The sequence below is a fragment of the Methylobacterium amylolyticum genome (assembly GCF_030700245.1).
GTDB lineage: Bacteria > Pseudomonadota > Alphaproteobacteria > Rhizobiales > Beijerinckiaceae > Methylobacterium.
The window spans coordinates 84,795-107,511 of record NZ_JAUYZI010000010.1; the positions used below are offsets into that span (position 1 = coordinate 84,795).

General features: G+C 73.7%; 18 protein-coding genes. 7 read left to right on the forward strand and 11 right to left on the reverse strand.

Translation table 11 applies throughout. The features are described from left to right. The first annotated feature begins 135 nt into the window (after positions 1 to 135). The gene (locus tag Q8W71_RS09720; RefSeq protein WP_305525153.1) at positions 136 to 336 is read left to right on the forward strand and encodes a hypothetical protein; all 201 of its coding nucleotides are present in this window, start codon (positions 136 to 138) and stop codon (positions 334 to 336) included. Positions 337 to 357: 21 nt separating this feature from the next. On the opposite strand, the gene dinB is transcribed toward Q8W71_RS09720, so the two are convergent. The 5 genes from dinB to pabB form a co-directional block, all read right to left on the reverse strand. Further along, complete coding sequence (dinB, locus tag Q8W71_RS09725) at positions 358 to 1,437, reverse strand: DNA polymerase IV (protein ID WP_305525200.1); 1,080 nt, start codon at positions 1,435 to 1,437, stop codon at positions 358 to 360. 110 nt (positions 1,438 to 1,547) lie between these two features. After that, positions 1,548 to 1,955 (reverse strand): DoxX family protein, encoded by a 408-nt coding sequence (locus Q8W71_RS09730; protein WP_370875377.1) that lies wholly within the window; start codon positions 1,953 to 1,955, stop codon positions 1,548 to 1,550. Then, positions 1,952 to 3,022, reverse strand: coding sequence for an aminotransferase class IV (locus tag Q8W71_RS09735; protein WP_305525154.1), 1,071 nt, complete (start codon positions 3,020 to 3,022; stop codon positions 1,952 to 1,954). The genes Q8W71_RS09730 and Q8W71_RS09735 overlap by 4 nt, the downstream gene beginning before the upstream one ends. Further along, positions 3,009 to 3,620 (reverse strand): anthranilate synthase component II, encoded by a 612-nt coding sequence (locus Q8W71_RS09740; RefSeq protein ID WP_305525155.1) that lies wholly within the window; start codon positions 3,618 to 3,620, stop codon positions 3,009 to 3,011. Before Q8W71_RS09740 ends, Q8W71_RS09735 begins: the two co-directional genes overlap by 14 nt. Beyond that, the gene (gene pabB, locus Q8W71_RS09745) at positions 3,617 to 5,029 is read right to left on the reverse strand and encodes an aminodeoxychorismate synthase component I (RefSeq protein WP_305525156.1); all 1,413 of its coding nucleotides are present in this window, start codon (positions 5,027 to 5,029) and stop codon (positions 3,617 to 3,619) included. The genes Q8W71_RS09740 and pabB overlap by 4 nt, the downstream gene beginning before the upstream one ends. A 469-nt stretch (positions 5,030 to 5,498) precedes the next feature. Between pabB and rimO the strand changes: the two genes are divergently transcribed. Further along, positions 5,499 to 6,848, forward strand: a complete 1,350-nt coding sequence (gene rimO / locus Q8W71_RS09750; RefSeq protein ID WP_305525157.1) for a 30S ribosomal protein S12 methylthiotransferase RimO — start codon at positions 5,499 to 5,501, stop codon at positions 6,846 to 6,848. Between the two features lie 43 nt (positions 6,849 to 6,891). On the opposite strand, the gene Q8W71_RS09755 is transcribed toward rimO, so the two are convergent. Next, entirely contained in the window at positions 6,892 to 7,755 is an 864-nt protein-coding gene (locus Q8W71_RS09755) for a transporter substrate-binding domain-containing protein (RefSeq protein ID WP_305525158.1), read from the reverse strand. 118 nt (positions 7,756 to 7,873) lie between these two features. Between Q8W71_RS09755 and Q8W71_RS09760 the strand changes: the two genes are divergently transcribed. The 4 genes from Q8W71_RS09760 (at position 7,874) to Q8W71_RS09775 (ending at position 12,804) form a co-directional block, all read left to right on the forward strand. After that, positions 7,874 to 9,739, forward strand: a complete 1,866-nt coding sequence (locus Q8W71_RS09760; protein WP_305525159.1) for a glycosyltransferase family 2 protein — start codon at positions 7,874 to 7,876, stop codon at positions 9,737 to 9,739. A 5-nt stretch (positions 9,740 to 9,744) separates the two neighbouring features. Next, the gene (locus Q8W71_RS09765) at positions 9,745 to 10,032 is read left to right on the forward strand and encodes a hypothetical protein (RefSeq protein WP_305525160.1); all 288 of its coding nucleotides are present in this window, start codon (positions 9,745 to 9,747) and stop codon (positions 10,030 to 10,032) included. 81 nt (positions 10,033 to 10,113) lie between these two features. Next, positions 10,114 to 10,932, forward strand: a complete 819-nt coding sequence (gene mazG / locus Q8W71_RS09770) for a nucleoside triphosphate pyrophosphohydrolase (protein WP_305525161.1) — start codon at positions 10,114 to 10,116, stop codon at positions 10,930 to 10,932. Between the two features lie 156 nt (positions 10,933 to 11,088). Continuing rightward, positions 11,089 to 12,804 carry a lysine--tRNA ligase gene (locus Q8W71_RS09775; protein ID WP_305525162.1) on the forward strand — a complete coding sequence of 572 codons (1,716 nt, stop codon included), beginning with the start codon at positions 11,089 to 11,091 and terminating at the stop codon, positions 12,802 to 12,804. A 113-nt stretch (positions 12,805 to 12,917) separates the two neighbouring features. On the opposite strand, the gene Q8W71_RS09780 is transcribed toward Q8W71_RS09775, so the two are convergent. From Q8W71_RS09780 to Q8W71_RS09790, 3 genes are read right to left on the reverse strand one after another with little or no spacing between them, the layout of a single operon-like run. Further along, entirely contained in the window at positions 12,918 to 13,829 is a 912-nt protein-coding gene (locus Q8W71_RS09780; RefSeq protein WP_305525163.1) for a transglutaminase family protein, read from the reverse strand. Further along, positions 13,826 to 16,354 carry a circularly permuted type 2 ATP-grasp protein gene (locus Q8W71_RS09785; RefSeq protein ID WP_370875380.1) on the reverse strand — a complete coding sequence of 843 codons (2,529 nt, stop codon included), beginning with the start codon at positions 16,352 to 16,354 and terminating at the stop codon, positions 13,826 to 13,828. Before Q8W71_RS09785 ends, Q8W71_RS09780 begins: the two co-directional genes overlap by 4 nt. Before the next feature lie 38 nt (positions 16,355 to 16,392). Then, on the reverse strand, positions 16,393 to 19,680 hold the full coding sequence (locus Q8W71_RS09790; protein WP_305525165.1) for a transglutaminase family protein: 3,288 nt from the start codon (positions 19,678 to 19,680) through the stop codon (positions 16,393 to 16,395). 225 nt (positions 19,681 to 19,905) lie between these two features. On the opposite strand from Q8W71_RS09790, the gene Q8W71_RS09795 reads away from it, so the two are divergent. Further along, positions 19,906 to 21,093 (forward strand): zinc-binding metallopeptidase family protein, encoded by a 1,188-nt coding sequence (locus Q8W71_RS09795; protein ID WP_305525166.1) that lies wholly within the window; start codon positions 19,906 to 19,908, stop codon positions 21,091 to 21,093. A 118-nt stretch (positions 21,094 to 21,211) separates the two neighbouring features. Here Q8W71_RS09795 and Q8W71_RS09800 read toward each other — a convergent pair whose 3' ends face one another. After that, the gene (locus tag Q8W71_RS09800; RefSeq protein ID WP_305525167.1) at positions 21,212 to 21,994 is read right to left on the reverse strand and encodes a class I SAM-dependent methyltransferase; all 783 of its coding nucleotides are present in this window, start codon (positions 21,992 to 21,994) and stop codon (positions 21,212 to 21,214) included. Positions 21,995 to 22,106: 112 nt separating this feature from the next. Further along, positions 22,107 to 22,568, reverse strand: a complete 462-nt coding sequence (gene mntR / locus Q8W71_RS09805) for a manganese-binding transcriptional regulator MntR (RefSeq protein WP_305525168.1) — start codon at positions 22,566 to 22,568, stop codon at positions 22,107 to 22,109. Between the last annotated feature and the right edge of the window lie 149 nt (positions 22,569 to 22,717).

Below are 22,717 nucleotides of genomic sequence, written 5' to 3' on the forward strand. Positions count from 1 at the left end.
CTTCAGGGCTCCGCCCTGAAAACCCGCCGAAGGGCACAGCCCTTCGGGATCCCCGTTTCCGATGCATCGGGCGAACCGCCGCAGGCCCGGGACCGGGCGGTGTGCTCCGCGTTGCCCCCTCAGCCAGGAGGTAGCATGTCGAACAAGCACGCCAAGACCGAGACCCCGACCGACGCCGATCTCAAGGGCAATCCCGGCATCGGCACGTCCAAGGGGATGAGCGGGGCCGACCCGGAGGACCTGGAGGCGGATTCCACCTTCGAGGGCGACGTGGCGAACGAGACGCGGCTGGACGGCGGCATCGACCCCGACCACCGGGGCCGCACCAACAAGTAAGGGCGCCGCGCCGGCCCGGCCTCAGAGCCCGAGGCCGAGCTGGCGCGGGGGCTCCGCCGCCTCCCGCTCGAAGCCCGAGAGCGACACCCCGATCAGCCGGGCGCTGCGCCGCAGGGGAAACAGGCCGGCGAGCAGGTCGAGGCCGATCCGCTCCAGCTCCGCCCGCTCCGCGACGGGGGCGGAGAGGGAGCGGGCGCGGGTGACGAGGGAGAAGTCGGAGAACTTGAGCTTCAGCGTCACGGTCCGCCCGCGCATCGCCTTGGCCTCGGCCGTGCGCCAGACCTTGTCGAGCATGGGCGCCAGCCGCTCGGCCAGCACCGCGTAGGCGGCGGTGTCGTCGGAGAAGGTGGTCTCGGCGCCGATCGACTTGCGCTCCCGGTGCGCCCGCACCGGCCGCTCGTCGGTCCCGCGGGCGACCGCGTGATAGTAGGCCCCGGCCGAGCCGAAGGCGTCGCGCAGGGCCTCCAGGCTCCAGGCGCGCAGGTCGGCGCCGGTGTGGATGCCGAGCCGCTTCATCTTGGTCTCGGTCACCGGCCCGACCCCGTGGAAGCGGCCGATCGGCAGGGCGGCGACGAAGTCCGGGCCCATGGCCGGGGTGATCACGAACAGCGCGTCGGGCTTGCGGTGGTCCGAGGCGACCTTGGCCAGGAACTTGTTGTAGGAGACCCCGGCCGAGGCGACGAGGCCGGTCCGCTCCAGGATCTCCGCCCGGATCGCCCGGGCGACGGCGGTCGCCGTGGGAAGCCCCGACAGGTTGTCGGTCACGTCGAGATAGGCCTCGTCCAGCGCCACCGGCTCGATCGCCTCGGTGTGGCGGGCGAAGACCGCGCGGATCTCCTCGGACACCGCCCGGTAGACCTCGAAGCGCGGCTTCACGAACACGAGGTCCGGGCACAGCCGCCGGGCGGTGGCGGACGGCATCGCCGAGCGCACGCCGAAGGCGCGGGCCGCGTAGCTCGCCGCCATCACCACGCCGCGCTCCCGCGAGCCGCCGACCGCCAGCGGCAGACCGCGCAAGGCGGGCTCGTCCCGCTGCTCGACGGAGGCGTAGAACGCGTCCATGTCGATGTGGATGATCTTCCGGAGCGCCGGCCCCGTCATCGCCGCCTCGGGCACGCCTGTCGGTTCCCGATCCGTTCCAGATGCGCGGCGCCCGGGTCAAGCCGGGCGGGGGCGGCGACCACAGGCGATTGGCCGCTCGCGGGACGGTCCTATCCCACCCGCCGCCGGAACGGCCAGTCGATCAGGCCGCCGGCCCAGAGGGCGGCCCAGACGAAGACCGGCTGAAACGCCAGCCGCGGCCCGTGATACCACCAGGAATCGGGGATGCCGGCGATGTGCACGTGTTCCAGCGCGTGCTTGAGGTTGGCCGGGTAGACGCAGACCGCGTAGAGGGCGAGGCCGACCGCCGCCGCCCGGCGGAAGGAGCGGGTCAGCAGCCCGATCGCCCCGGCGATCTCGCACAGGCCGGTGGCGAGGATGACGAGCCGCGGCTCCGGCACCCAGTCCGGCATCAGCGGCAGCATCGTGTCCGTCGCCACCAGATGGACCACGCCGATGACCGCGTAGAGGGCGGCGAGCCCGTAGCGCAGCCCGGCGCGACCCCGTCCCGCGCTCACGCGACCTGCTCCGCATCGACGCCGCAGGACCGGGCGACCGCCGCGCGCAGGGCCGCGATCAGGCGCCCGACCGCCGGGTGCGCGGCGCTGGCGTAGGTGGTCGTGCCGAGTGCGGTGACCGGGGCGAGCAGGCGCAGGGCGTTGGTGACGAACACCGCCTCGGCGCCGCGCAGCTCGTCGAGGCTCAGCGACCGCTCCTCCACCGCGAGCCCGCAGGCGGGGGCGAGCGCCAGCACCTGGGCGCGGGTGATGCCGGCGAGCACGCCGTCGGAGAGGGGGGGCGTGACGAGGCGGAGACGCCCGTCCTCCCTCCCCCCTCTGCGGGGGAGGGTGGCCCCCGAAGGGGGTCGGGTGAGGGGCGGCGCGACGCTGGAGGATGCAGCACCCGGCGCGACCTCTCCGGAGATGGCGCTCCCCTCTCCCGACCCTCGCTGACGCGAGGGCCACCCTCCCCCGCAGAGGGGGGAGGGCGCGTGCGCGGCGGCGTCGCGCGCGGCGTCGGTACCGGTGGCACTCACCAGCACACAGAAAACATTGCCCGTCCCCGCGCAGGCCACCGCCCCGCGGGTGTTGCAGAACAAGGCCTCGTCGAACCCCGCGGCGGCGGCCTCGCGGGCGGCCAGCACCGCGTCGAGGTAGCCGAGCGTCTTGTGGCGGGCGGCGGGGGAGGTGTCGTTGCGGGCGATCCCCGTCGGCCAGAGGCGCAGGGGCGCGAAGGCCAGTGCCCGGCTGCTCGGGGCGGCGACGGCGAACAGGGTCGGGCGCGGGTCGTCCGGGGGCTTGAGGCCGCGGGGGCCGGCGCCGCGGGTGAGGGTGGTGCGGATCGCGAGCCGCGCGCCGCGCGCCGCCAGCGCCCGCATCGCCCCGCGGATCGCCTGCCCGTCGGCGGGGATGCCGAGGGCCTCGGCGGAAGCCGCGAGCCGCTCGACATGGGCCGCCTCGAAGGCGATCCGGCCGTCGAGGGCCAGCGCCGTGTCGAACAGGCCGTCGCCGAGCGTCAGGCCGCGGTCGGCGTGGTCGAGGGGCGCGATCGTGCCCTCGTGGACGCGCCCGTCACGCCACAGCATCGTCAGGCCCCCGCCCAGCCCGCCACGTGCGGGCGAGATCCAAAAAGTTGGAAAAAATCGTGTGGCCGCCCTCGGTCAGCACCGATTCCGGGTGGAACTGCACGCCGTAGGTCGGGTGGGCGACGTGGGAGAGGGCCATCACCTCGCCCTCGGCCGAGCGGGCATCGACGGTGAGGGCCGTCTCCATCCCGGGCTGCGGGGCGACCACGAGGGAGTGGTAGCGCCCGACCGGCATCGGGTCGGGCAGGCCGGCGAACAGGCGCGTGCCCCCGTGCGCCACCGGCGTCGCCTGCCCGTGGAGCGGACGGACCGCCCGCTCGACCCGGCCGCCGAAGGCCGCGCCGATCGCCTGGTGGCCGAGGCAGACGCCGAGGATCGGCACGGCGCCCGACAGCTCCCGGATCGCCGGCAGCGACACCCCGGCCTCGGCCGGCGTGCACGGGCCCGGCGAGATCACCAGCGCGTCGGGCGCGAGCGCCCGGATGCCGGCCACGTCGAGCGCGTCGTTGCGGGCGACGCGGACGCTCGCGCCGAGCTCTTCCAGGTAGCGCACGACGTTGAAGACGAAGGAATCGTAGTTGTCGAGGACGAGGATCATGCGAACGCCTCGAACACCCGGGCGGCCTTGGCCAGGGTCTCGTCGTACTCGGGGCCCGCCTCCGAGAGCAGCGTCACCCCGCCCCCGGCCTGGAGCACGGCGGTCGAGGCGTCCATGAACACGGTGCGGATGGCGATGGAGGTGTCGAGCCCGCCGTCGAAGCCGATCCGGCCGATGGCGCCGCAGTAGATCTCCCGGGCGTCCTCCTCGATCTCGCCGATGATCTCCATCGCCCGGATCTTCGGGGCACCGGTGATCGAGCCCCCCGGGAAGGTGTTCTCCAGGAGGTCGAGTCCGTCGAGGCCGGGCCGGAGCGTGCCGGTCACCACCGAGGTGAGGTGGTGGACGCCCGCGTAGGTCTCCAGCCCGCACAGGGTCGGCACCGCGACGCTGCCCGGCTCGCAGACCCGGGAGAGGTCGTTGCGCAGGAGGTCAACGATCATCACGTTCTCGGCCCGGTCCTTCACCGAGGCGACCAGCGCCTCGGCCGCCGCCCGGTCGGCCTCGGGGTCGGGCAGGCGGCGGGCGGTGCCCTTGATCGGCCGGGTCTCGACCCGGCGGCCGTCGAGGCTCACGAAGCGCTCAGGGGACGACGAGGCCACGCTCAGGCCCTCGTAGGCCAGGTAGGCGCCGAAGGTCGCGGGGTTGGCCGCGCGCAGCCGCCGGTAGAGCGCGAACGGGTCGAATCCCGCGGGCAGGTCGGCGGCGAAGCGCTGGGCGATGTTGGCCTGATAGATGTCGCCGGCGCGGATGTATTCTTTGACCTTTTCCACGGCCAGTTCATACGTTTGGCGGGAGAAGTTCGAGCGCCACGCGAGCGGCGCGGGGGGCGGGGACGCCGCCAAGTCTCCGGGTCCGGCGAGGAGTTGGGCGAAGCGGTCGAGGCGTTGCTCCGCCCGGGCGGCCCGGGCGGCCGGCTCGGTCTCCGGGAAGCCGGTGGCGACGAGGCGGCAGGTGCCCGCGGCGTGGTCGATCGCCAGCACCGTGTCGTAGAGGTTCAGCGCGATGTCGTCGGTCAGCCCCGCCCGCCGGGCCGGGGCGGGGACGCGCTCCAGGCAGGCGCCGAGATCGTAGGCGAGGTAGCCGATCGCCCCGCCCGGGAACGGCTCGGACCCGGGCGCGACCCGGTAGGGGGCGAGGCAGGCGCGCAGGGCCTCGATCGGACCGCCGGGCACCGGGCGCCCGTCGAGCGCGGCGGCGCCGTCCCGGTAGCGGAAGCGGGCGAACGGGTCGGCGGCCACCACCGAGTGGCGCCCCAGCGTCGGGTGCGCCATCGCGCTGTCGAGGAAGGCGAGCCCCGGCAGGTGCCGCAGCCGCGCAGCGGCGGCGACCGCATCGAGGGGCGGGATCTCGCGGGTCCAGATCTCGCGGGTCCGGACTTCTCGGGTCGGCGTCTCTCGGGTCGGCATGGCCGGTCGGGTCGAAGTCCTCAGGAGTCGCCGCGCGACGGAGCAGCCCCGCACGCGCGGGGCATCGCCAGGGATTTGCGCCGGGCGGCACCGGCCGGTTCACCCCGCGAAACCGGACGCGCTGCTCTCCCCCCCTTGTGGGGAGGAGGTGGAGGTGGGGGTGGTTCAGGAGGCACCGCTGCGCCTCGTCCGGCACCACCCCCACCCCTACCCCTCCCCGCAAGGGGGAGGGAACATGCGCCAGATCCGGGTCGCTCCGCGAGACGACCATCACCCAACGCCGTCGCACAGGCGGTGCCGCGGGGAAAGGGCGCCCGCGCGCGCATCCCCCCGTCGCCGGGCACCCCCGCGGCCCCCGGCCTCGCGCGGAGGCGCCGTTGCCGCTATATCGGGGGCAGATCCCGAAACCGCCAGCGTTCGCCGCGCGCCGCCAAGGCCGCGCGGCGCCGCGCACCACATCGACCTGCCCATGACCGCCACCGCCTCGCCCGAGACTCGCTCGCCTGTCGGCGCAGCCCCGAAGATCTCGTTCGTGTCCCTCGGCTGCCCGAAGGCCCTGGTCGATTCCGAGCGCATTCTCACCCACCTGCGGGCGGAGGGCTACGAGATGGCCCGCCGCCACGACGGGGCGGACGTGGTGATCGTCAACACCTGCGGGTTCCTCGATTCCGCCAAGGCGGAGTCGCTCGCCGCGATCGGCGACGCCATGGCCGAGAACGGCCGGGTGATCGTCACCGGCTGCATGGGCGCGCAGCCGGAAGAGATCCGCGACAAATATCCCGACCTGCTCGCGGTGACCGGGCCGCAGGCCTACGAATCGGTGGTGGCGGCGGTGCACGAGGCGGTGCCGCCGGTGCACGACCCGTTCCTCGACCTGATCCCGCCGCAGGGGATCAAGCTGACGCCGCGGCACTACGCGTACCTGAAGATCTCCGAGGGCTGCAACAACCGGTGCAGCTTCTGCATCATCCCGAGCCTTCGCGGGAACCTCGTCAGCCGCCCGGCCGGCGACGTGCTGCGCGAGGCCGAGAAGCTGGTCAAAGCCGGCGTGAAGGAGCTGCTCGTCGTCTCGCAGGACACCAGCGCCTACGGGGTGGACCTGCGCTACGCGCAGAGCCCGTGGCGCGACCGGGCGGTGCGGGCGAAGTTCTACGACCTCGCCAAGGAACTGGGCGAACTCGGCGCCTGGGTGCGGCTGCACTACGTCTACCCGTACCCGCACGTGGACGAGGTGATCCCGCTGATGGCGGAGGGGAAGGTGCTCCCCTACCTCGACATGCCGCTCCAGCACGCGAGCCCGTCCGTCCTCAAGCGCATGCGCCGGCCGGGCAACCAGGAGCGGCAACTGGAGCGGATCCGCGCGTGGCGGACGGTCTGCCCGGATCTCGCCATCCGCTCGACCTTCATCGTCGGCTTCCCCGGGGAGACCGAGGCCGAGTTCGCCGAGCTCCTGGACTGGCTGAAGGAGGCCAAACTCGATCGCGTCGGCTGCTTCACCTACGAGCCGGTGGCGGGGGCGAGCGCCAACGCGCTGGGCGATCCGATCCCGCAGGAGGTGCAGGCCGAGCGCAAGCGCCGGTTCATGGAGACCCAGGCCGCGGTGTCGCTGCGCCTGCAACGGGCCAAGGTCGGCAAGCGGCTGCCGGTGATCGTCGACGCGGTGGCGGGCGGGGTGGCCAAGGGCCGCTCCAAGGCCGACGCGCCGGAGATCGACGGCACCGTCCACGCGAGCTTCCGCCGCCCGGTGCGGGTCGGCGACATCGTCACCGTGAAGGTCGACCGGGCCGAGGCCTACGACCTCTACGGCAGCGTGACCTGAGGGGAGGGGGGCCGCTCCGGCAGGGAGCCGCCAAGCAGGCCCCTCAGAACGGGCTGATCGGGAAGAAGCGCAGGTACAGTTCGGTGTACTTGCCGTCGTCCCATACCCGCTGGAGCGCGTCGTCGAGGGCCCGGGCCAGCGCCGCGTCCTCCTGGCGGGTGACGAGGCCGATGCCCTCGCCGAAGTAGCGGTTCTCCAGGTAGTCGCCGCCGACCAGCGCGCAGCACCCCTCCGCCTCCTGGCCGCCCACGTAGAGGGCGAGGTTCAGCCCGTCGGCGAACAGGTAATCGACCTCCCCGCGCTTGAGCGCGCCCTCGGCCGCGGCGAGGTCGGTGAAGTCCTTGGGCACCGCCTTGGGGAAGAACGCCTTCAGGTAGGCGGCGTGGGCGCTGCCGCCGATCACCCCGACGGTGCGGCCGGCGAGCGCCGCCGCGGAGGGGACCGGCAGGCCCCGGTCGGTCCGGGCGGCGAAGCGGGCCGGCCAGCGGAAATACGGCCGGGTCGCCAGGAATTTCTGCCGCAGGGTCGGGGTCAGCGGGATCGCGGCGGCGACCACGTCGCCCTGCTTGGAATCCAGCGCGTCGAGCAGGGTGTCGAACCGGCGCGCCTGGACCGTGCAGGGGATCGCCAGCTTCTCGCACACCGCCCGGGCGAGTTCCACCGAGAACCCGGTCGGCGCCCCGTCGGGCCCCGCGAAGTGCAGCGGCGGGAACTCGTCGTCGGTCAGGAAGCGCACCGCCCGGCCGGTCTGGGGCGCCTCCACCCGCTCACCGCGGCTCTTCGGGTTCCAGAAGTTGGGGATCGTCACCTTTTGGGTATCGGCAGGTGTAGCCGCCGACGCCTGTTGCGGATCGGCAATACAGGTCAGAAGAACGACGATACAGAGTCCGGAAAAGAGCGCCTTCATTCGGCCGTCGATTGACGGGAGGAGGGGGAAGAAGCTCCTATCGGAGCGGGGGGCGGGGGATCGGCTCACCCCCCTCCCTTAGCACGGCCCGGGGCCCCCGCGGGAGCGGAACCTTCGCGTGTCGTTTCTGCGCCTCACCGTCGCGGGGGCCGCGACGCTCCCGCCGGAGATCGGCTTCCTGCTCGCCGAGGGCGTCGATCCCCGCCGGCTCGCCCGGGCGGCCGACCTCGCCCGCGCCGCGGGCACCGACGCCGCCACCGCCCTGCTCGCCAACGGCCTGATGGCGGAGGACGATTACTACCGGGCGCTCGCCCGGGCGCTCGGTGCCCCCTACCGCGCGGCCGGGGCGATCCGCTTCGGCCGGGGCCTGCGCTACCCCGACAGCCTCGCCGCCGGCCTCGCGCCGCTGGCGCTGGGGGAGGGCGCGCCCTGCGTGCTGGCCCCCCGCGGCCCGGCGATCGCCGAGCTGCTCGCCGGGTGCAGCCGCGCCGGGATGCCGGCGATCACCGCGCCGAGCGCGCTGCGCGAGGCGGTCTACGCGGCGATCCCCGAGGCGGTGGCCGACCACGCGGCGGAGGATCTGCGGCGGCGCGCGCCGGACCAGGCGGTGGGGCGGGGACCGGCCTCGCGCCGGCTGGCCTTCCTCGGGCTGGTAATGCTGGCCGGGCTCTGCGGCTTCGCGGCCCTGCCCGGGCCGCTGGCCCTGGCCCTCGCTCTGGCGGGGCAGATCCTGTTCCTGGCGATGACGGTGTTCCGCGTGGCGGCGCTGGCGATCCCCGCGCCGGTCGAGGCGGGAGGGGAGACGGCGCCGCTGCCGGACACGGAGCTGCCGGTCTACACCGTGCTGGTGGCGCTCCACCGCGAGGCGGCGGTGGTGCCGCGCCTGATGCGGGCGCTCGCCGCCCTCGACTACCCGGCGGCCAAGCTCGACATCAAGATCCTGATCGAGGCCGACGACCCCGAGACCGCCGCCGCGCTCGCCCGCGTATCGACGCCCCTGCGGTTCGAGACCGTGACCGTGCCCCCGGGCCGGCCGCGGACCAAGCCGCGGGCGCTCAACGCCGCCCTGCCGCTCGCCCGCGGCGCGCTGCTCGTGGTCTACGACGCGGAGGACGTCCCCGATCCGGGCCAGCTCCGCACGGCGGCGGCCGTGTTCGCCCGGGAGCCCGCGACCACCGCCTGCCTCCAGGGCCGGCTGCTGATCGACAACGCGGAGGATTCCGGGCTCGCCCGGCTGTTCGCCCTCGAATACGCGGGCCTGTTCGACGTGCTGAACCCGGCGCTCGCCCGGCTCGACCTGCCGGTGCCGCTGGGGGGCACCTCCATGCACCTGCGCACCGCCGTGCTGCGGGACCTGCACGGCTGGGACGCCTGGAACGTCACCGAGGACGCCGACCTCGGGATCCGGCTGGCGCTCGCGGGCTACGGGGTCGGCGACCTGCCGAGCGCGACCCTGGAGGAGGCGCCGGCCCGGCTCCGGCCGTGGCTGCACCAGCGCACCCGCTGGATGAAGGGCTTCCTCCAGACCAGCCTCACCCACGGGCGGCGGCCGCTCGCCACCCTGCGCCGGCTCGGCCCCCTGGAGGGGCTGTGCGCGGTGGCCCTGGTGCCGGGCGCGGTCGCCTCGGCGCTGGCCTATCCCGTCTGCTGCGCGCTCGCCGCCTACCGGTTCCTGCTCTGCGACGTGCCCGCCGCGCCGGGCCTGCTCGCGAACCTGCCCATGGCGCTGGCGATCACCCTGTTCGCCACCGGCCTCGTCGCCCTCGTCGGGCCGGCGGCGCTCGGCTGCCGGCGGCGGGGCTGGCGCGACCTCGTCCCCGCCCTGCCCTGGCTGCCGGTCTACTTCGCCCTGGTCAGCCTCGCGGCGTGGCTGGCGCTGATCGAGCTGATCCGCGCCCCCGACCGCTGGAACAAGACCGAGCACGGGCTGGCCCGCACCTCGCGCAGCGGCCGGCTCGCAACGCGGGGGCCGCTGGGCCGTTGAGGGCGATGAGCCGCACCGCCACGATCGCGATCCTCGTCGGCACCTCCGCCGGCGCCCGCCTCCTCGCCGCCGCCACCGAGCGCGAGGCCGCCCTGTCGGCCGAGGCGTTCCTGCTGCGGCTCCCCGCCCGGACGCTGCCCGCCCCGGTCTGGGTCCAGTGCGCCGACCCGGCGGTCACCGCGCGGCTGACCGCCTATCTCGGCGCGTTCCAGGCCGAGCGCGTCGGCGAGCGCGATGCGCGGTCAGATCCGGGGTTCCCAAAGGGCTTGCCCTTTGGTGGGTCGTCAGGGTGAAACCCTGACCGTTCGCGGGGCTCCGCCCCGCCCCCGCGAAAGGGCTCGCCCTTTCGAAACCCCGATCGCGACGAGAATTCCATGGAGACTCCCGTGCAGCGGCTGCTGCGGCTGATGGCGGAGCTGCGCGATCCCCGCCGCGGCTGCCCCTGGGACGTGGCGCAGAGCTTCGAGACGATCGTCCCCTACACGATCGAGGAGGCCTACGAGGTCGCCGACGCGGTGGCCCGGGGCGACCGGGACGACCTGCGCGACGAACTCGGCGACCTGCTGCTCCAGGTGGTGTTCCACGCCCGGATGGCGGAGGAGGAGGGCGCCTTCGCCTTCGACGACGTGGCCCGCGCCATCGGCGACAAGCTGGTGCGCCGCCACCCGCACGTGTTCGACGCCGACGGCGCGCTCCTGCCCGAGGGGACGCCCCGGCGCGACCCGGCGGCGGTGGAGGCGGCCTGGGCGGCGATCAAGGCGCGGGAGCGGGCCGGGCGGCCGGAGCCCGCCCCCGACCCGCTCGGCGGCGTCGCCCGCGCCCTCCCGGCTCTCGCCCGGGCGGAGAAGATCTCGCGCCGGGCGGCGTCCTACGGGTTCGACTGGGACGACGCCGCGCAGGTGATCGACAAGGTCCGCGAGGAGACCGACGAGGTCGCGGGCGCGCTGGCGCAGGGGGACGGGCCGGCGCTCGCCGAGGAGATCGGCGACCTGCTGTTCGCGGTGGCCAACCTCGCCCGCCACGCCGGCATCGACCCGGAGACGGCGCTGCGCGACGGCACCGCCAAGTTCGAGCGCCGCTTCCGGGCGATGGCCGCGGCGCTGCGGGCCGACGGCGGCGAACTCGGCCGCTCCGACCTCGCGGCGATGGAGGCGGCCTGGGGGGCGGTGAAGCGGGGCGAGCGGGCCGGCTGAGCGTCAAGCCAATGCGCCGATCGCGGGGCCGTCCGGTCTGCCCCGGCCTCACGGATCGCGGCGCGATCCGGCACCTGCCCTGCGCCGCCGGGCGTTCCGCTCGCCCGCGAACCCTTCTAAGGTGGAGCGGTCAGGAATCCCGTGTCCCGAAAGCGCATGTCCGCCTCACCGCCCGCCCCACAGCCCGCCCTCGCCCTCGACCCCGGCCTGATCGAGGCCGCCGCCACCGCCGCCGCGTGGCCCTTCGAGGAGGCGCGCAAGCTCGTGGCGCGGCTGGAGAAATCCGGCAAGACCGAGGTGCTGTTCGAGACCGGCTACGGCCCGTCGGGGCTGCCGCACATCGGCACCTTCGGCGAGGTGGCGCGCACCTCCATGGTCCGCCACGCCTTCCGCGTGCTCACCCGGGACGCGGTGCCGACGCGGCTGATCGCCTTCTCCGACGACATGGACGGGCTGCGCAAGGTGCCCGACAACGTGCCCAACCGCGAGATGCTGGCCGGCCACCTCAACCAGCCGCTCACCCGGGTGCCCGACCCGTTCGGCACCCACGACAGTTTCGGGGCGCACAACAACGCGGAGCTGCGCCGCTTCCTCGACGCGTTCGGCTTCGCCTACGAGTTCCGCTCGGCGACGGAATGCTACCGCTCCGGGATCTTCGACGCGACGCTGATGCGCGTGGCCGAGCGCTACGACGCGGTGATGGCGATCATGCTGCCGTCCCTGCGGGCGGAGCGCTCGGCGAGCTACTCGCCGTTCCTGCCGCTCCATCCGGTGACCGGGGCGGTGATGCAGGTGCCGATCGACGAGGTCCGCGTCGAGGCCGGCACCCTCGTGTGGCGCGACCCCGCCACGGGGGAGCGCTACGAGACCCCGATCACCGGCGGGCACGCCAAGCTGCAGTGGAAGCCCGACTGGGCGATGCGCTGGGTGGCGCTCGGCGTCGATTACGAGATGGCCGGCAAGGACCTGATCGACTCGGTCAAGCTCTCGGCCCGGATCGCCCGGGCGCTCGGCGGGGAGCCCCCCGAGGGCTTCAACTACGAGCTCTTCCTCGACGAGAAGGGCCAGAAGATCTCGAAGTCGAAGGGCAACGGGCTGACCATCGACGACTGGCTGCGCTACGGCACGCCGGATTCGCTGGCGCTGTTCATGTACGCCAAGCCGCGGGAGGCCAAGCGGCTGTTCTTCGACGTGATCCCGCGGCACGTGGACGAGTATCTCGGCCACCTCGACCGCTACGGGACCCAGGACGCCAAGAACCGGCTCGGCAACCCGGTCTGGCACCTGCATGCCGGGACCCCGCCGGAGCCGGAGCGGGTCGAGGGCGCGAGCCTGACCTTCGCGATGCTGCTCAACCTCGCCGCGGTGGCCAACACCGACGATCCCGGCGTGCTGTGGGGCTTCATCCGCCGCTACGCGCCCGGCGTCGGGCCGGAGACGCATCCGGGGCTCGACCGGCTGGTCGGCCACGCGCTGGCCTACTTCTCCGACTTCGTGCGGCCGGCCAAGCAATATCGGGCGCCGACCCCGGAGGAGCGGGCGGCGCTGGAGGATCTGTCGGCGACGCTCGCCGAGCACGCGGGCTCCACCGACGCGGAGGCGCTCCAGGCTGCGGTCTACGAGGTCGGGCGGCGGCACTTTCCCGACCTGTCCGGCAAGGCCAAGAGCCCGGACGGGCGGCCCGGCGTGTCGCAGGCGTGGTTCACGAGCCTCTACAACGTGCTGTTCGGCGAGGCGCGCGGCCCCCGCTTCGGCTCGTTCGTCGCCCTCTACGGGGTGGACGAGACCCGGGCGCTGATCGCGCAGGCGCTCTCGGGCGCGCTGGTGGCCGAGCACGCCGCCTTCGCGGCGGCGCGGACCGAGGCGGCGTAGGGGGTTTCGAAAGGACGTGTCCTTTCGCGGGTGCAGGGCAGAGCCCTGCATGCCACGGCTCCGCCCTGAAGACCCGCCGAAGGGCACGGCCCTTCGGGATCCCCGTCTCGACCTCAGCCCACCAGCGCGAGGCCCTGGGCCGCGTCCCCCGCCTCGGTCTCGGGGATGACGTCGACCTCGACCTTGAGGCGCTGGCGGCCCGAGGCGCTGACGATGCCGTCGAGCGGGGCCACGTCGCCGTAGTCGCGGCCCCGGGCGACGACGATGTGGTCGTCGCGCACCGCGCAACCGTTGGTGGGGTCGAGGCCGAGCCAGCCGTCGCCGCACCACACCGCCACCCAGGCGTGGCTCGCATCCGCCCCGCGCAGGCGGGGCCGGCCCGGGGGCGGGACGGTGCGCAGGTAGCCGCTGACATAGGCGGCCGGCAGCCCCAGGCCGCGCAGGGCGGCGATCATCAGGTGGGCGAAGTCCTGGCAGACCCCGGCCCGCCCGGCGAAGGCCTCGGCCAGCGGCGTGTGCACGGTGGTGGCCTTCGCGTCGAACCGGAAATCGGCCCGGATGCGGCTCATCAGGTCGTAGGCCGCCCCGTAGGCGCTGCGGCCGGGCCCGAAGCTCGGCCGGGCGTAGTCGGTCACCTCGGGCAGGAGCGGCACCCGCCCGCTCGGGAACAGGAAGTGGACCGGCGCCGCCCCCGCGAGGTCGTGGGAGGCCAAAGCGGCGTCGCGCACCGCCTCCCAGGGCGTGCCGGCTTCCGGCGGCGGCGGGGCCGGCCGCTCGACGCGGACCGTGGACAGGGCCTCGACGCTGAAGGCGGTGTGGGGGGCGTCGAGGGTGATCGCCAGCGCCTCGATCCCGAAATAGTCGCGCCGGATCACCGCGGTGGCCGGGCTCGGGTCGATCGTCACCGCGCTCGCCAGCACGCTCTGCCCGTCGCCGTCCATCGGCTTGAGCCGCAGGGAGCAGCGGGCGAAGCGCACCGCCCGGCCGTAGCGGTAGGTGGTGCGGTGGCGCAGGGTGTAGATCACGCCAGACCCGCGAGCTTCTCCGGCCGCAGGGCGTGCGGGCCGGTGGGGAAGTAGCGGGCGGCGATGCCGTCGGCGAGGCGCTCCAGGTCGGTCGCCAGGGCGGTGACGCGCACCGCGTCGAAATCGGCGGCCTCGCCGCTGCGCAGCTCCGACAGGATCCGGGCGCTGAGGCGGCACTGCGGCTCGGGCAGGCCGTCGTCGACGAGCGCCGGCAGGTCGGCGAGGTGGCGGGTGATCGCCTCCGCCTGGAAGGCGATCGAGCGCGGGTTGTAGGGATCGAGGAGGGTCATGTCGCGGACGGGATCGAGCGCTGCGCCCTGCATGTAGCGCCGGCCGTAGGAGATCTGCGAATCGCCGAGCGCCAGCATCACCCCGAGGCAGCCCGGCGTCGCCTCGTCGTTGGCGAAGGCGAGGGCGAAGCCCGCGGTGTTGATCGCCCGCTCGACCCGGCGGCCGAGCTCGGCGAAGTGCCACCCCTCGGCCCGGCTCGTGTTCTCGTGGAGGAGGCCGCCGAGGGCGGCGAGCTGGCTCAGGGCCCGCTCGGCCCGGCCGGCGAGCTGCGCCTCGGTGAAGGGCCGGTCGGGGTCGAGGGACAGGAGTTCGGCCAGCTCGGCCAGCACCCGCCACGACTCGCCGGAGAGGCGGGCGCGCAGGGCCGCGGCGTTGCGGCGGGCCGCGAGGACGTGGGCGCGGGCCGAGCCCGGCTGGTCGCGGCCGGTCAACGCCTCCTGGGCCAGCGCCGCGGTCGGCATCTCGGCGGAGCGGATGCTGGCCCACTCTTCCAGCAGGGCGCGGATCGCCAGCGCGGCGGGCGTGTCGAGGGCGCCGGAGATGTCGGCGCCGACCGCGTCGCCGACGCTGCGCAGGTGCGCCAGGGTGAGGCGGATCACCGCCTCGGCCCGCTCGACGTAGCGCCCGAACCAGAACAGCCCGTCCGCCGCCCGGGACGGCAGGTGGCCGCCGAGCCGCCGCACCCGGGGCGCCGCGTGCGAGCCGATCAGGGGCGCCTCGACCGGCTTGTCGGACAGGACCCAGACGTCGGCGGAGCGGATGCCGAGGCGCATCTCGATCGGGTCGAGCCCGTCGCGCTCCGAGACGCGGCAGAAGCCGCCCGGCATCACGGTCCAGCCGTCGGAGGTGCGCGCCGCGAACACCCGCACCACGAACGGGCGCGGCACGAGGCGCAGGCCGTCGCCGCCGCGCTCCCAGCTCGGCATGGTCGAGAGCGGGGCGGCCTCCTGCACCACGTAGTCGAACGGGCGGTCGCGCAGGGCCGCCACCGCCCGCTCCCGGTCGGCCGCGAGCGCCGAGGCGGCGAGGATCGCGTCGCGGCCCGCCCCGCGCTGGGGCGTCGCCGCCGGCCGGAGCGTCAGGCCGTCGAGGTTCGCACGCGCGTGGGCCAGCCCTTCCAGGTCGCCGCACCACCACGTCCGCGGGTGGGACAGCGCGAGCGGCGCGCCGGTGAGGTGGCGGCAGAGGCCGTCGAGATAGGGGGCGAGCGCCGCCGACTCGACGAGCCCCGCGCCCGGCATGTTGGCCATCACCAGCGAGCCGTTGCGCAGCGCGTCGAGCACGCCCGGCACGCCGAGCCGCGAGGCCGGGTTCAATTCCAGGGGGTCGAGGTAGTCGGCGTCGATGCGCCGCCACAGGGCGTCGGCGCGCTTCAGGCCGGAGACGGTGCGCACGTGCAGGCGCCCGTCCTGCATGACGAGGTCGTCGCCCTCGACGAGCAGCAGGCCGAGGTAGCGGGCGAGCGCCGCCTGCTCGACATAGGTCGAGCTGTAGGGGCCCGAGGTCAGCAGGCAGATGCGCGGGTCGGCCCGCTCGGTGCCGAGCGCCAGCCCGTCTCGGAAGGTCTGGAAGAAGCCCGGCAGGCGCTCGACCTGGAGGTCCTGGAACAGGTCCGGGAAGGTACGGGCGAGGACCATCCGGTTCTCCAGCGCCCAGCCGAGGCCGGAGGGCGCCTGGGTCCGGTCGGCCAGCACGTGCCAGCGCCCGTCCGGGCCGCGGCCGAGATCGGCGGCGTAGAGCCGGAGGTAGTGGCCGCCCGGCGGCGCGACGCCGTGGAGCGGGCGGAGGAAATCCGGCGCGCCCGCCACGATCGCCGCCGGCAGCCGCCCCTCGGCGACCAGCCGGCCGGGCCCGTAGAGGTCGGCGAGGATCGCCTCCATCAGCTCGGCGCGCTGGACGAGGCCGGCGGCGAGATCCCGCCACTCCGCGGCCTCGATCACCAGGGGCAGGGGCCCGAGCGGCCAGAGATGCTCCTGCCGGTCGCCCGCGACGCGGAACGAGATCCCGGCGTCGCGGATGTGCCGCTCCGCCGAGACGAAGCGGGCGGTGATCTCCGGCTCGGTCAGCGCGCCGAGGCGGTCGAGGAGGCGCGGCCACGCCCCGCGGGGGGCGCCGTCGGGCCCACGGAACTCGTCCGGCCGGCCGGGCGGCGGCCGATAGCCCGCGGTCCAGCGCGCGACGCGCTCCCGCGGGCCCTCGCCGGGCTCCGGGTCGGCCGCGAGCGCCGCCCTCATCGCCATGCCCTCATGGCCATACCCTCATGGCCGTGCCCTCATCGCGGAGACGGCGTCCGCAGGTCGAGGGTCAGGGGGAACTCGGCGCTTCCCTCCGCGCGGGGCATCTCGACCCGGCCCGGCGTGTGGCCGTGCGGCTGGAAGCGGGCGAGCCGCCGGCCCTCCGCCTCGTAGGCGTTGACCGGGTGGGTCTCGTAGTTGCGCCCGCCCGGGTGGGCGACGTGGTAGCGGCAGCCGCCGAGCGACCGCCCGCTCCAGGCGTCGAGGATGTCGAAGGTGAGCGGGGAATGCGCCGGGATCGTCGGGTGCAGCGACGAGGCCGGTTGCCACGCCTTGAAGCGCAGGCCCGCGACCGCCTCGCCGCCCCGGCCGGTGCCGGTCATCGGCAGGCGGCGGCCGTTGCAGGCGATGACGTGCCGGCCGGGGACGAAGCCCTCGACCTTCACCTGAAGGCGCTCGACCGAGCTGTCGACGAAGCGCACGGTGCCCCCGCTGGTCCCTTCCTCGCCCATCACGTGCCAGGGCTCCAGCGCCTGGCGCAGCTCCAGGCGCGCGCCGCCGTGCTCGACCGCCCCGAAGACGGGGAAGCGGAACAGGGCCTGAGCCTCGAAGGCGGCCGGGTCGAAAGCGTAGCCCGCCCCGCGCAGATCCTCCAGCACGTCCAGGAAGTCGGCCCAGAGGAAATGCGGCAGCATGAAGCGATCGTGGAGCGTCGTGCCCCAGCGGACACAGCCGCCGTCTTGAGGCTCGCGCCACAGCCACGCCACCAGGGCGCGGAGCAGGAGCTGCTGCGCGAGGCTCATGCGCGCGTCCGGCGGCATCTCGAAGGCGCGGAACTCCAGGAGGCCGAGGCGGCCGGTCGGCCCGTCCGGCGAGTAGAGCTTGTCGATGCAGATCTCGGCCCGGTGGGTGTTGCCGGTGACGTCCACGAGGATGTTGCGGAAGATCCGGTCGACGAGCCAGCGCGGGATGTTCGGCGCGTCGGGCGCCGGCACCTGGGCGAGCGCGATCTCCAATTCGTACAGGCCGTCGTGGCGCGCCTCGTCCATGCGCGGCGCCTGGCTCGTCGGGCCGATGTAGAGGCCCGAGAACAGGTACGAGAGCGACGGGTGGCGCTGCCAGTAGAGCACGAGGCTCTTGAGCAGGTCCGGCCGCCGCAGGAACGGCGAGTCGTCGGGGGTGACGCCGCCCATCACCACGTGGTTGCCGCCGCCCGTGCCGGTGTGGCGGCCGTCGGTCATGAACTTCTCCGCGCCGAGCCGGGTCTGGCGGGCCTCGGCGTAGAGGTCGGTGGTGATGGCGACCGCCTCGCGCCAGGAGGCGGCGGGGTGGACGTTGACCTCGATCACCCCGGGGTCGGGGGTGACCTTGATCACGCCGAGGCGCGGGTCGTAGGGCGGCTCGTAGCCCTCGACGTGGACCGGCAGGTGCAGCTCCGCGGCGACCGCTTCGAGGTGGCCGGCGAGTTCGACGTACTCGTCGGCCCGCTGCACCGGCGGCATGAACACCCGGATCACCCCGTCGCGCGGCTCGACCGAGAGCGCCGTGCGCACCGCGACCCCGGTGACGCCGCCGCCGTTGACGACCGCGGCGCCCGCCCCGCCCTCCGGCAGGTCGCCGCGCCCCGCCAGCGGGTCCTGCGGCTGGTAGTAGGGGTAGTGCTCCGGCGGCACGTGGGGCAGCGCGGAGAGCGGCAGGCGGAAGCCCACCGGCGAGTCTCCGGGCACGAGATACGCCTCCCCGCGGCCGAAGGCCCAGCTTTCCGAGATCCAGACGCGGTCGGCGTCGCCGTCGCGGCCGGTGGGCAGGCTCGCCAGCGGCAGGACGTAGCCCGCGGGCTCGGCGAGGCCCCGGTCGTAGACGCGCCTGATCCGCGCGTCGAACTCGGCGGAGCCGGACCGGGCGTCGCCGACCGTGACGTTGACCGGCAGCTCCGCCCGCTTCTTCTCCCAGACCGCGCCGTCCTCGAAGGCCGGGAAGACGTAGCCGTCGAGCCCGAGACGCCGGGCCAGCGCCTCGGCGAAACCTCTGGCCCCGGCGATGTCCGCCTTGCCCCCCTCGCCCTTGCCCCCCTGTCCGCCCTCGGGGGCGATCAGCCGGGCATCCGTCCAGATCGGTTCACCGTCCTTGCGCCAGTAGAGGGCGAAGGCCCAGCGCGGCAGGCTCTCGCCGGGATACCACTTGCCCTGGCCGTAATGCAGCAGCCCCCCCGGCCCGAAGCGGTCGCGCAGGCGCCGGATCAACCGGTCGGCGAGACCGCGCTTGGTCGGGCCGACGGCGGCGATGTTCCACTCCGCCGCCTCGAAATCGTCGACCGAGACGAAGGTCGGCTCGCCGCCCATGGTCAGGCGCACGTCCTGCGCGGCGAGATCCGCGTCGACCCGTTCGCCGAGCGCGTCCATCGCCGCCCAGACGGCGTCGGAGAACGGCTTCGTCACCCGCGGCGCCTCGGCGACCCGGGTGACCGTCATGGCGAAGTCGAACGTGGTCTCGGCCGGCTCCATGGCGCCCGAGATCGGGGCGGCCGAGTGGTAGTGCGGCGTGGCAGCGAGCGGGATGTGGCCCTCGCCGGTGAGCAGGCCGGAGGTGGCGTCGAGCCCGACCCAGCCGGCGCCGGGCAGGTAGACCTCGGCCCAGGCGTGCAGGTCGGTGAAGTCGGTGGTCGTGCCGGCCGGCCCGTCGACGGCGGTGGTGTCGGGCACGAGCTGGATCAGGTAGCCGGAGACGAAGCGGGCGGCGAGCCCGATCCGCCGCAGCACCTGCACGAGCAGCCACGCGCTGTCGCGGCACGACCCGCTCTTCAGGGTCAGGGTCTCGGCCGGGCTCTGCACGCCCGGCTCCATCCGCACGCCGTAGGTGACCTCGCGGGCGAGCAGGCCGTTCAGCGCCACGAGGAACTGCACGGTGTTCGGCTCGTCGGGCAGCCGCGCCAGCAGCGCCTCGATCTCCGGGCCGTCCGCGTCGACGGCGTCGAGGTAGGGCGCCAGCTCGTCCAGGAGATCCGCGTCGTAGGCGAACGGGCGGACCTGCGCGTAGTCCTCGACGAAGAAATCGAACGGGTTGATCACCGCCATGTCGGCGGTGAGATCGACCTCGATCCGCAGCTCGTCGGTCTTCTCCGGGAAGACGAGCCGGGCCAGCCAGTTGCCGTTCGGGTCCTGCTGCCAGTTCAGGAAGTGGTTCTGGGGCGTCACCTTGAGCGCGTAGGCCGGGATCCGGGTGCGCGCGTGCGGCGCCGGCCGCAGGCGGATCACCTGCGGACCGAGGCTGATCGGCCGGTCGTAGCGGTAGTGGGTGACGTGGTGCAGGGCGGCTTTGATCGACACGGGGACTCCGTCTCAGGATCGAACGCTGTGTCCGGTGTTATAGCGGCCCCGCCGGCTCGACACCGTCGGCGGCGGGGCGCGCCGCGTGACAAAGCGGGAAGCAAATTTCGTGCGGCGCCCCGCCGCGGCGGCGTCGCCGGGTGGCACGCGGGTTGCGGCCCGGAACTTTGCCGGTCGCCTCCACTTGTCGGCGGTGACCGGCGCGCCGGCCCGGGACCGCCCGCGATGAAGATCTTCCAGTGCCAGGCCTGCGACCAGCCGGTCACCTTCGAGGCGACCGCCTGCGAGAGCTGCGAGCGGCGGCTCGGCTACGCCTGCGCCCGGCACGAGGTCTCGGCCCTGGAGCCCGCCGGGTTCTCGGCCCACCCGCTGATGGGGGGCGCGCAGATCTTCCACGCCTACGCCGATCCGGGGCCGCGCTACCGCTACTGCCAGAACGCCGTGTCGGAGGTCTGCAACTGGCTGGTGCCGGAGGAGTCTCCCGACATCTTCTGCACCGCCTGCCGCCACAACCGGGTGGTGCCGGACGCCGCCGTGCCCTGGAACCTCGCCCGCTGGCGCCCGATCGAGGCGGCCAAGCACCGCCTGTTCTACTCGCTGCTGCGGCTGGAGCTGCCGCTCGCCACCCGCGCCCAGTACACCGACGGCCTCGCCTTCGACTTCCTGGTCGACCCGTCCGAGGCCGGGGCCCCCGGGGCGGCGCCGGTGCTGACCGGGCATATCAACGGCCTGATCACCATGAACATCGCCGAGGCCGACGACGTCGAGCGCGAGCGGCGGCGGATCCTGTTCGGCGAGCATTACCGCACCCTGCTCGGCCACTTCCGGCACGAGATCGGGCATTATTTCTGGTATCTGCTGGTGATGAACGGGCCCTACATGGCGCCGTTCCGGGCGCTGTTCGGCGACGAGAGCCTGAACTACGTCCAGGCGCTCCAGGACCACTACGCCCGCGGCGCGCCGGCGGATTGGGACGAATCCTACGTCTCGGCCTACGCCACCGCCCACCCGTGGGAGGACTTCGCCGAGACCTTCGCGCACTACCTGCACATCGTCGACACGATCGAGACCGCCTCGACCTTCGAGCTGCACGTGCGCCCGCGCCTGCGGCATGGCCCCCGAGCCCCCACCGTGATCGACTTCGACCCCTACGACACCCCCGACCTCGACCGGCTGATCGAGGCGTGGCTGCCGCTGACCTACGCGGTCAACTCGCTGTCCCGCAGCATGGGCCAGCCGGCCCTCTACCCGTTCAAGCTGACCCCCGCGGTGATCGCCAAGCTCGCCTTCGTGCACGAGCGCATCTACGCCGCCCGCTCCGGGGTGCTGCCCGATCCCGGCGAGGCGGGCGCCGACATCCTCCGGGCGGTGATCACCGGCCTGCGCCGGAAGGTGGCCGCGCCGACCGTGTGAGCCCGGCCGGCGATGACGAGGGGGCGTCGCCGTTCAGGCCGCCCGAACGCGGGCGACCTGATCCGCTGCGTCGGCTTCGCCGGCCCGACACCTGTCGGACGGATCTCACCTGGCCCGGTCAGCCTGTCTTGGTCGCAAACAGCATATTGCCGGCGGCCAACTCTGCGAAGGCATCCGGCGGAAGTGCGTTGAGGAACTTCCACCAGCGCGGATCCTGCTGGGACATGGCGGCCGCTTCGCCGAACGTCATCTGGGCGAATTCGTGCAGGAGTTCCAGGTCGCCCGTGTTCTGCAGATGGTAGGCGAACCGACCGATCATCCATTGCAGGGTGTAGGCGGCGGTCTGGTGGATGCCGGTGAATGCCTGATCGACCGTGAAGCCTTCGTCCTCGAACACGGAGGTCAGCCCCTCACGCGTCGCGTTGAAGAAGTGCGACGGGTAGCCGTGCACGGGCTGAAGGAAGGGCCAGTCGATGAAGACCTGCCCGCCGGGCTTCAGCATCCGCCGCATCTCTTGGACGACGACCCAAGGTTGCCGCGTGTGTTCCAGAACGGCGAAGCAGCCGATACCGCGGAGCGTTCCGTCTCTGATCGGATATCTGCAATTCGCTTCCACGATCAAGTCGGCCGAAACGGACGGATACACCTCGACATAGAGGCAGTTGTCGAATTTGCGCTCGCGCCTCCCGCAGCCAAGATCCATGAACAGCTCGTCGGGGAGCGCCTTCACGACATTGTCGAACGTTTCGACGCTCGGATTTGCGCTCTCCTGAGCGTACTCACTTAGATCGAACGGCTTGCTGGTCGCGTATATTGGGAATGCGCCCGAAGGATCGTTGTCATAAGGCGCTGCCAGAACACCCTTGAAACGTCGAAATCTAGTCGTTCCAGCGGACGTCATCGCCCATCTCCGCGAACTCTAGTGAGACGCCATTGCGGCGCCCGGGCCTCTTACTCCGCGGTCAGGGGGCTTGTCTCCAACGCTGGTTCAGGTCGGTGAGGTTGTCATGACATCACGCGTCCGCCTTGCCCTCGGCGAAGGCGCGGAACGCCTCCAGGGTCTCGGCGCTGACGTGGTGCTCGATGCCCTCCGCGTCGCGCCGCGCCGTCTCGGGGCTGACGCCGAGCGCGCACAGGAAGCGCTCGACGATCCGGTGGCGCTCCCTCGCCTGGGCGGCGAGCCGGCGGCCGGACTCGGTGAGGAACACGCCGCGGTAGGGCCGCTGCTGCACGAGGCCGTCCTCGCACAGGCGCTTGAGCATCTTGGCCACGGTCGGCTGCGCGACGCCGAGGCGGGCGGCGATGTCGACCTGCCGCGCCTCGCCGCCGTCGCCGATCAGGTCGTCGATCAGTTCGACGTAATCCTCGACGAGTTCCGAGCGCCGGGCCTCGCGGGCCTGGCGGAAGCCGTCGACGTGCCGCTCCGGATCGACGAGCGCCGTGTCGGCCGCGCCCGGCTCGGACGATTCCTGCATGGTGCCGGCCTCCTCGCTCGGGGTTCCCGGCGCCTGTCTAGCAAACGGCGGCGCGGGGTGTCGCGCGCGAAAATCGCCCGGCCCGCGCAACCCCGGCGCCGGATCCGCGTCGCAGGCCCGGCGCCGCCCGCCCCGCCGGCCGTCGAAAA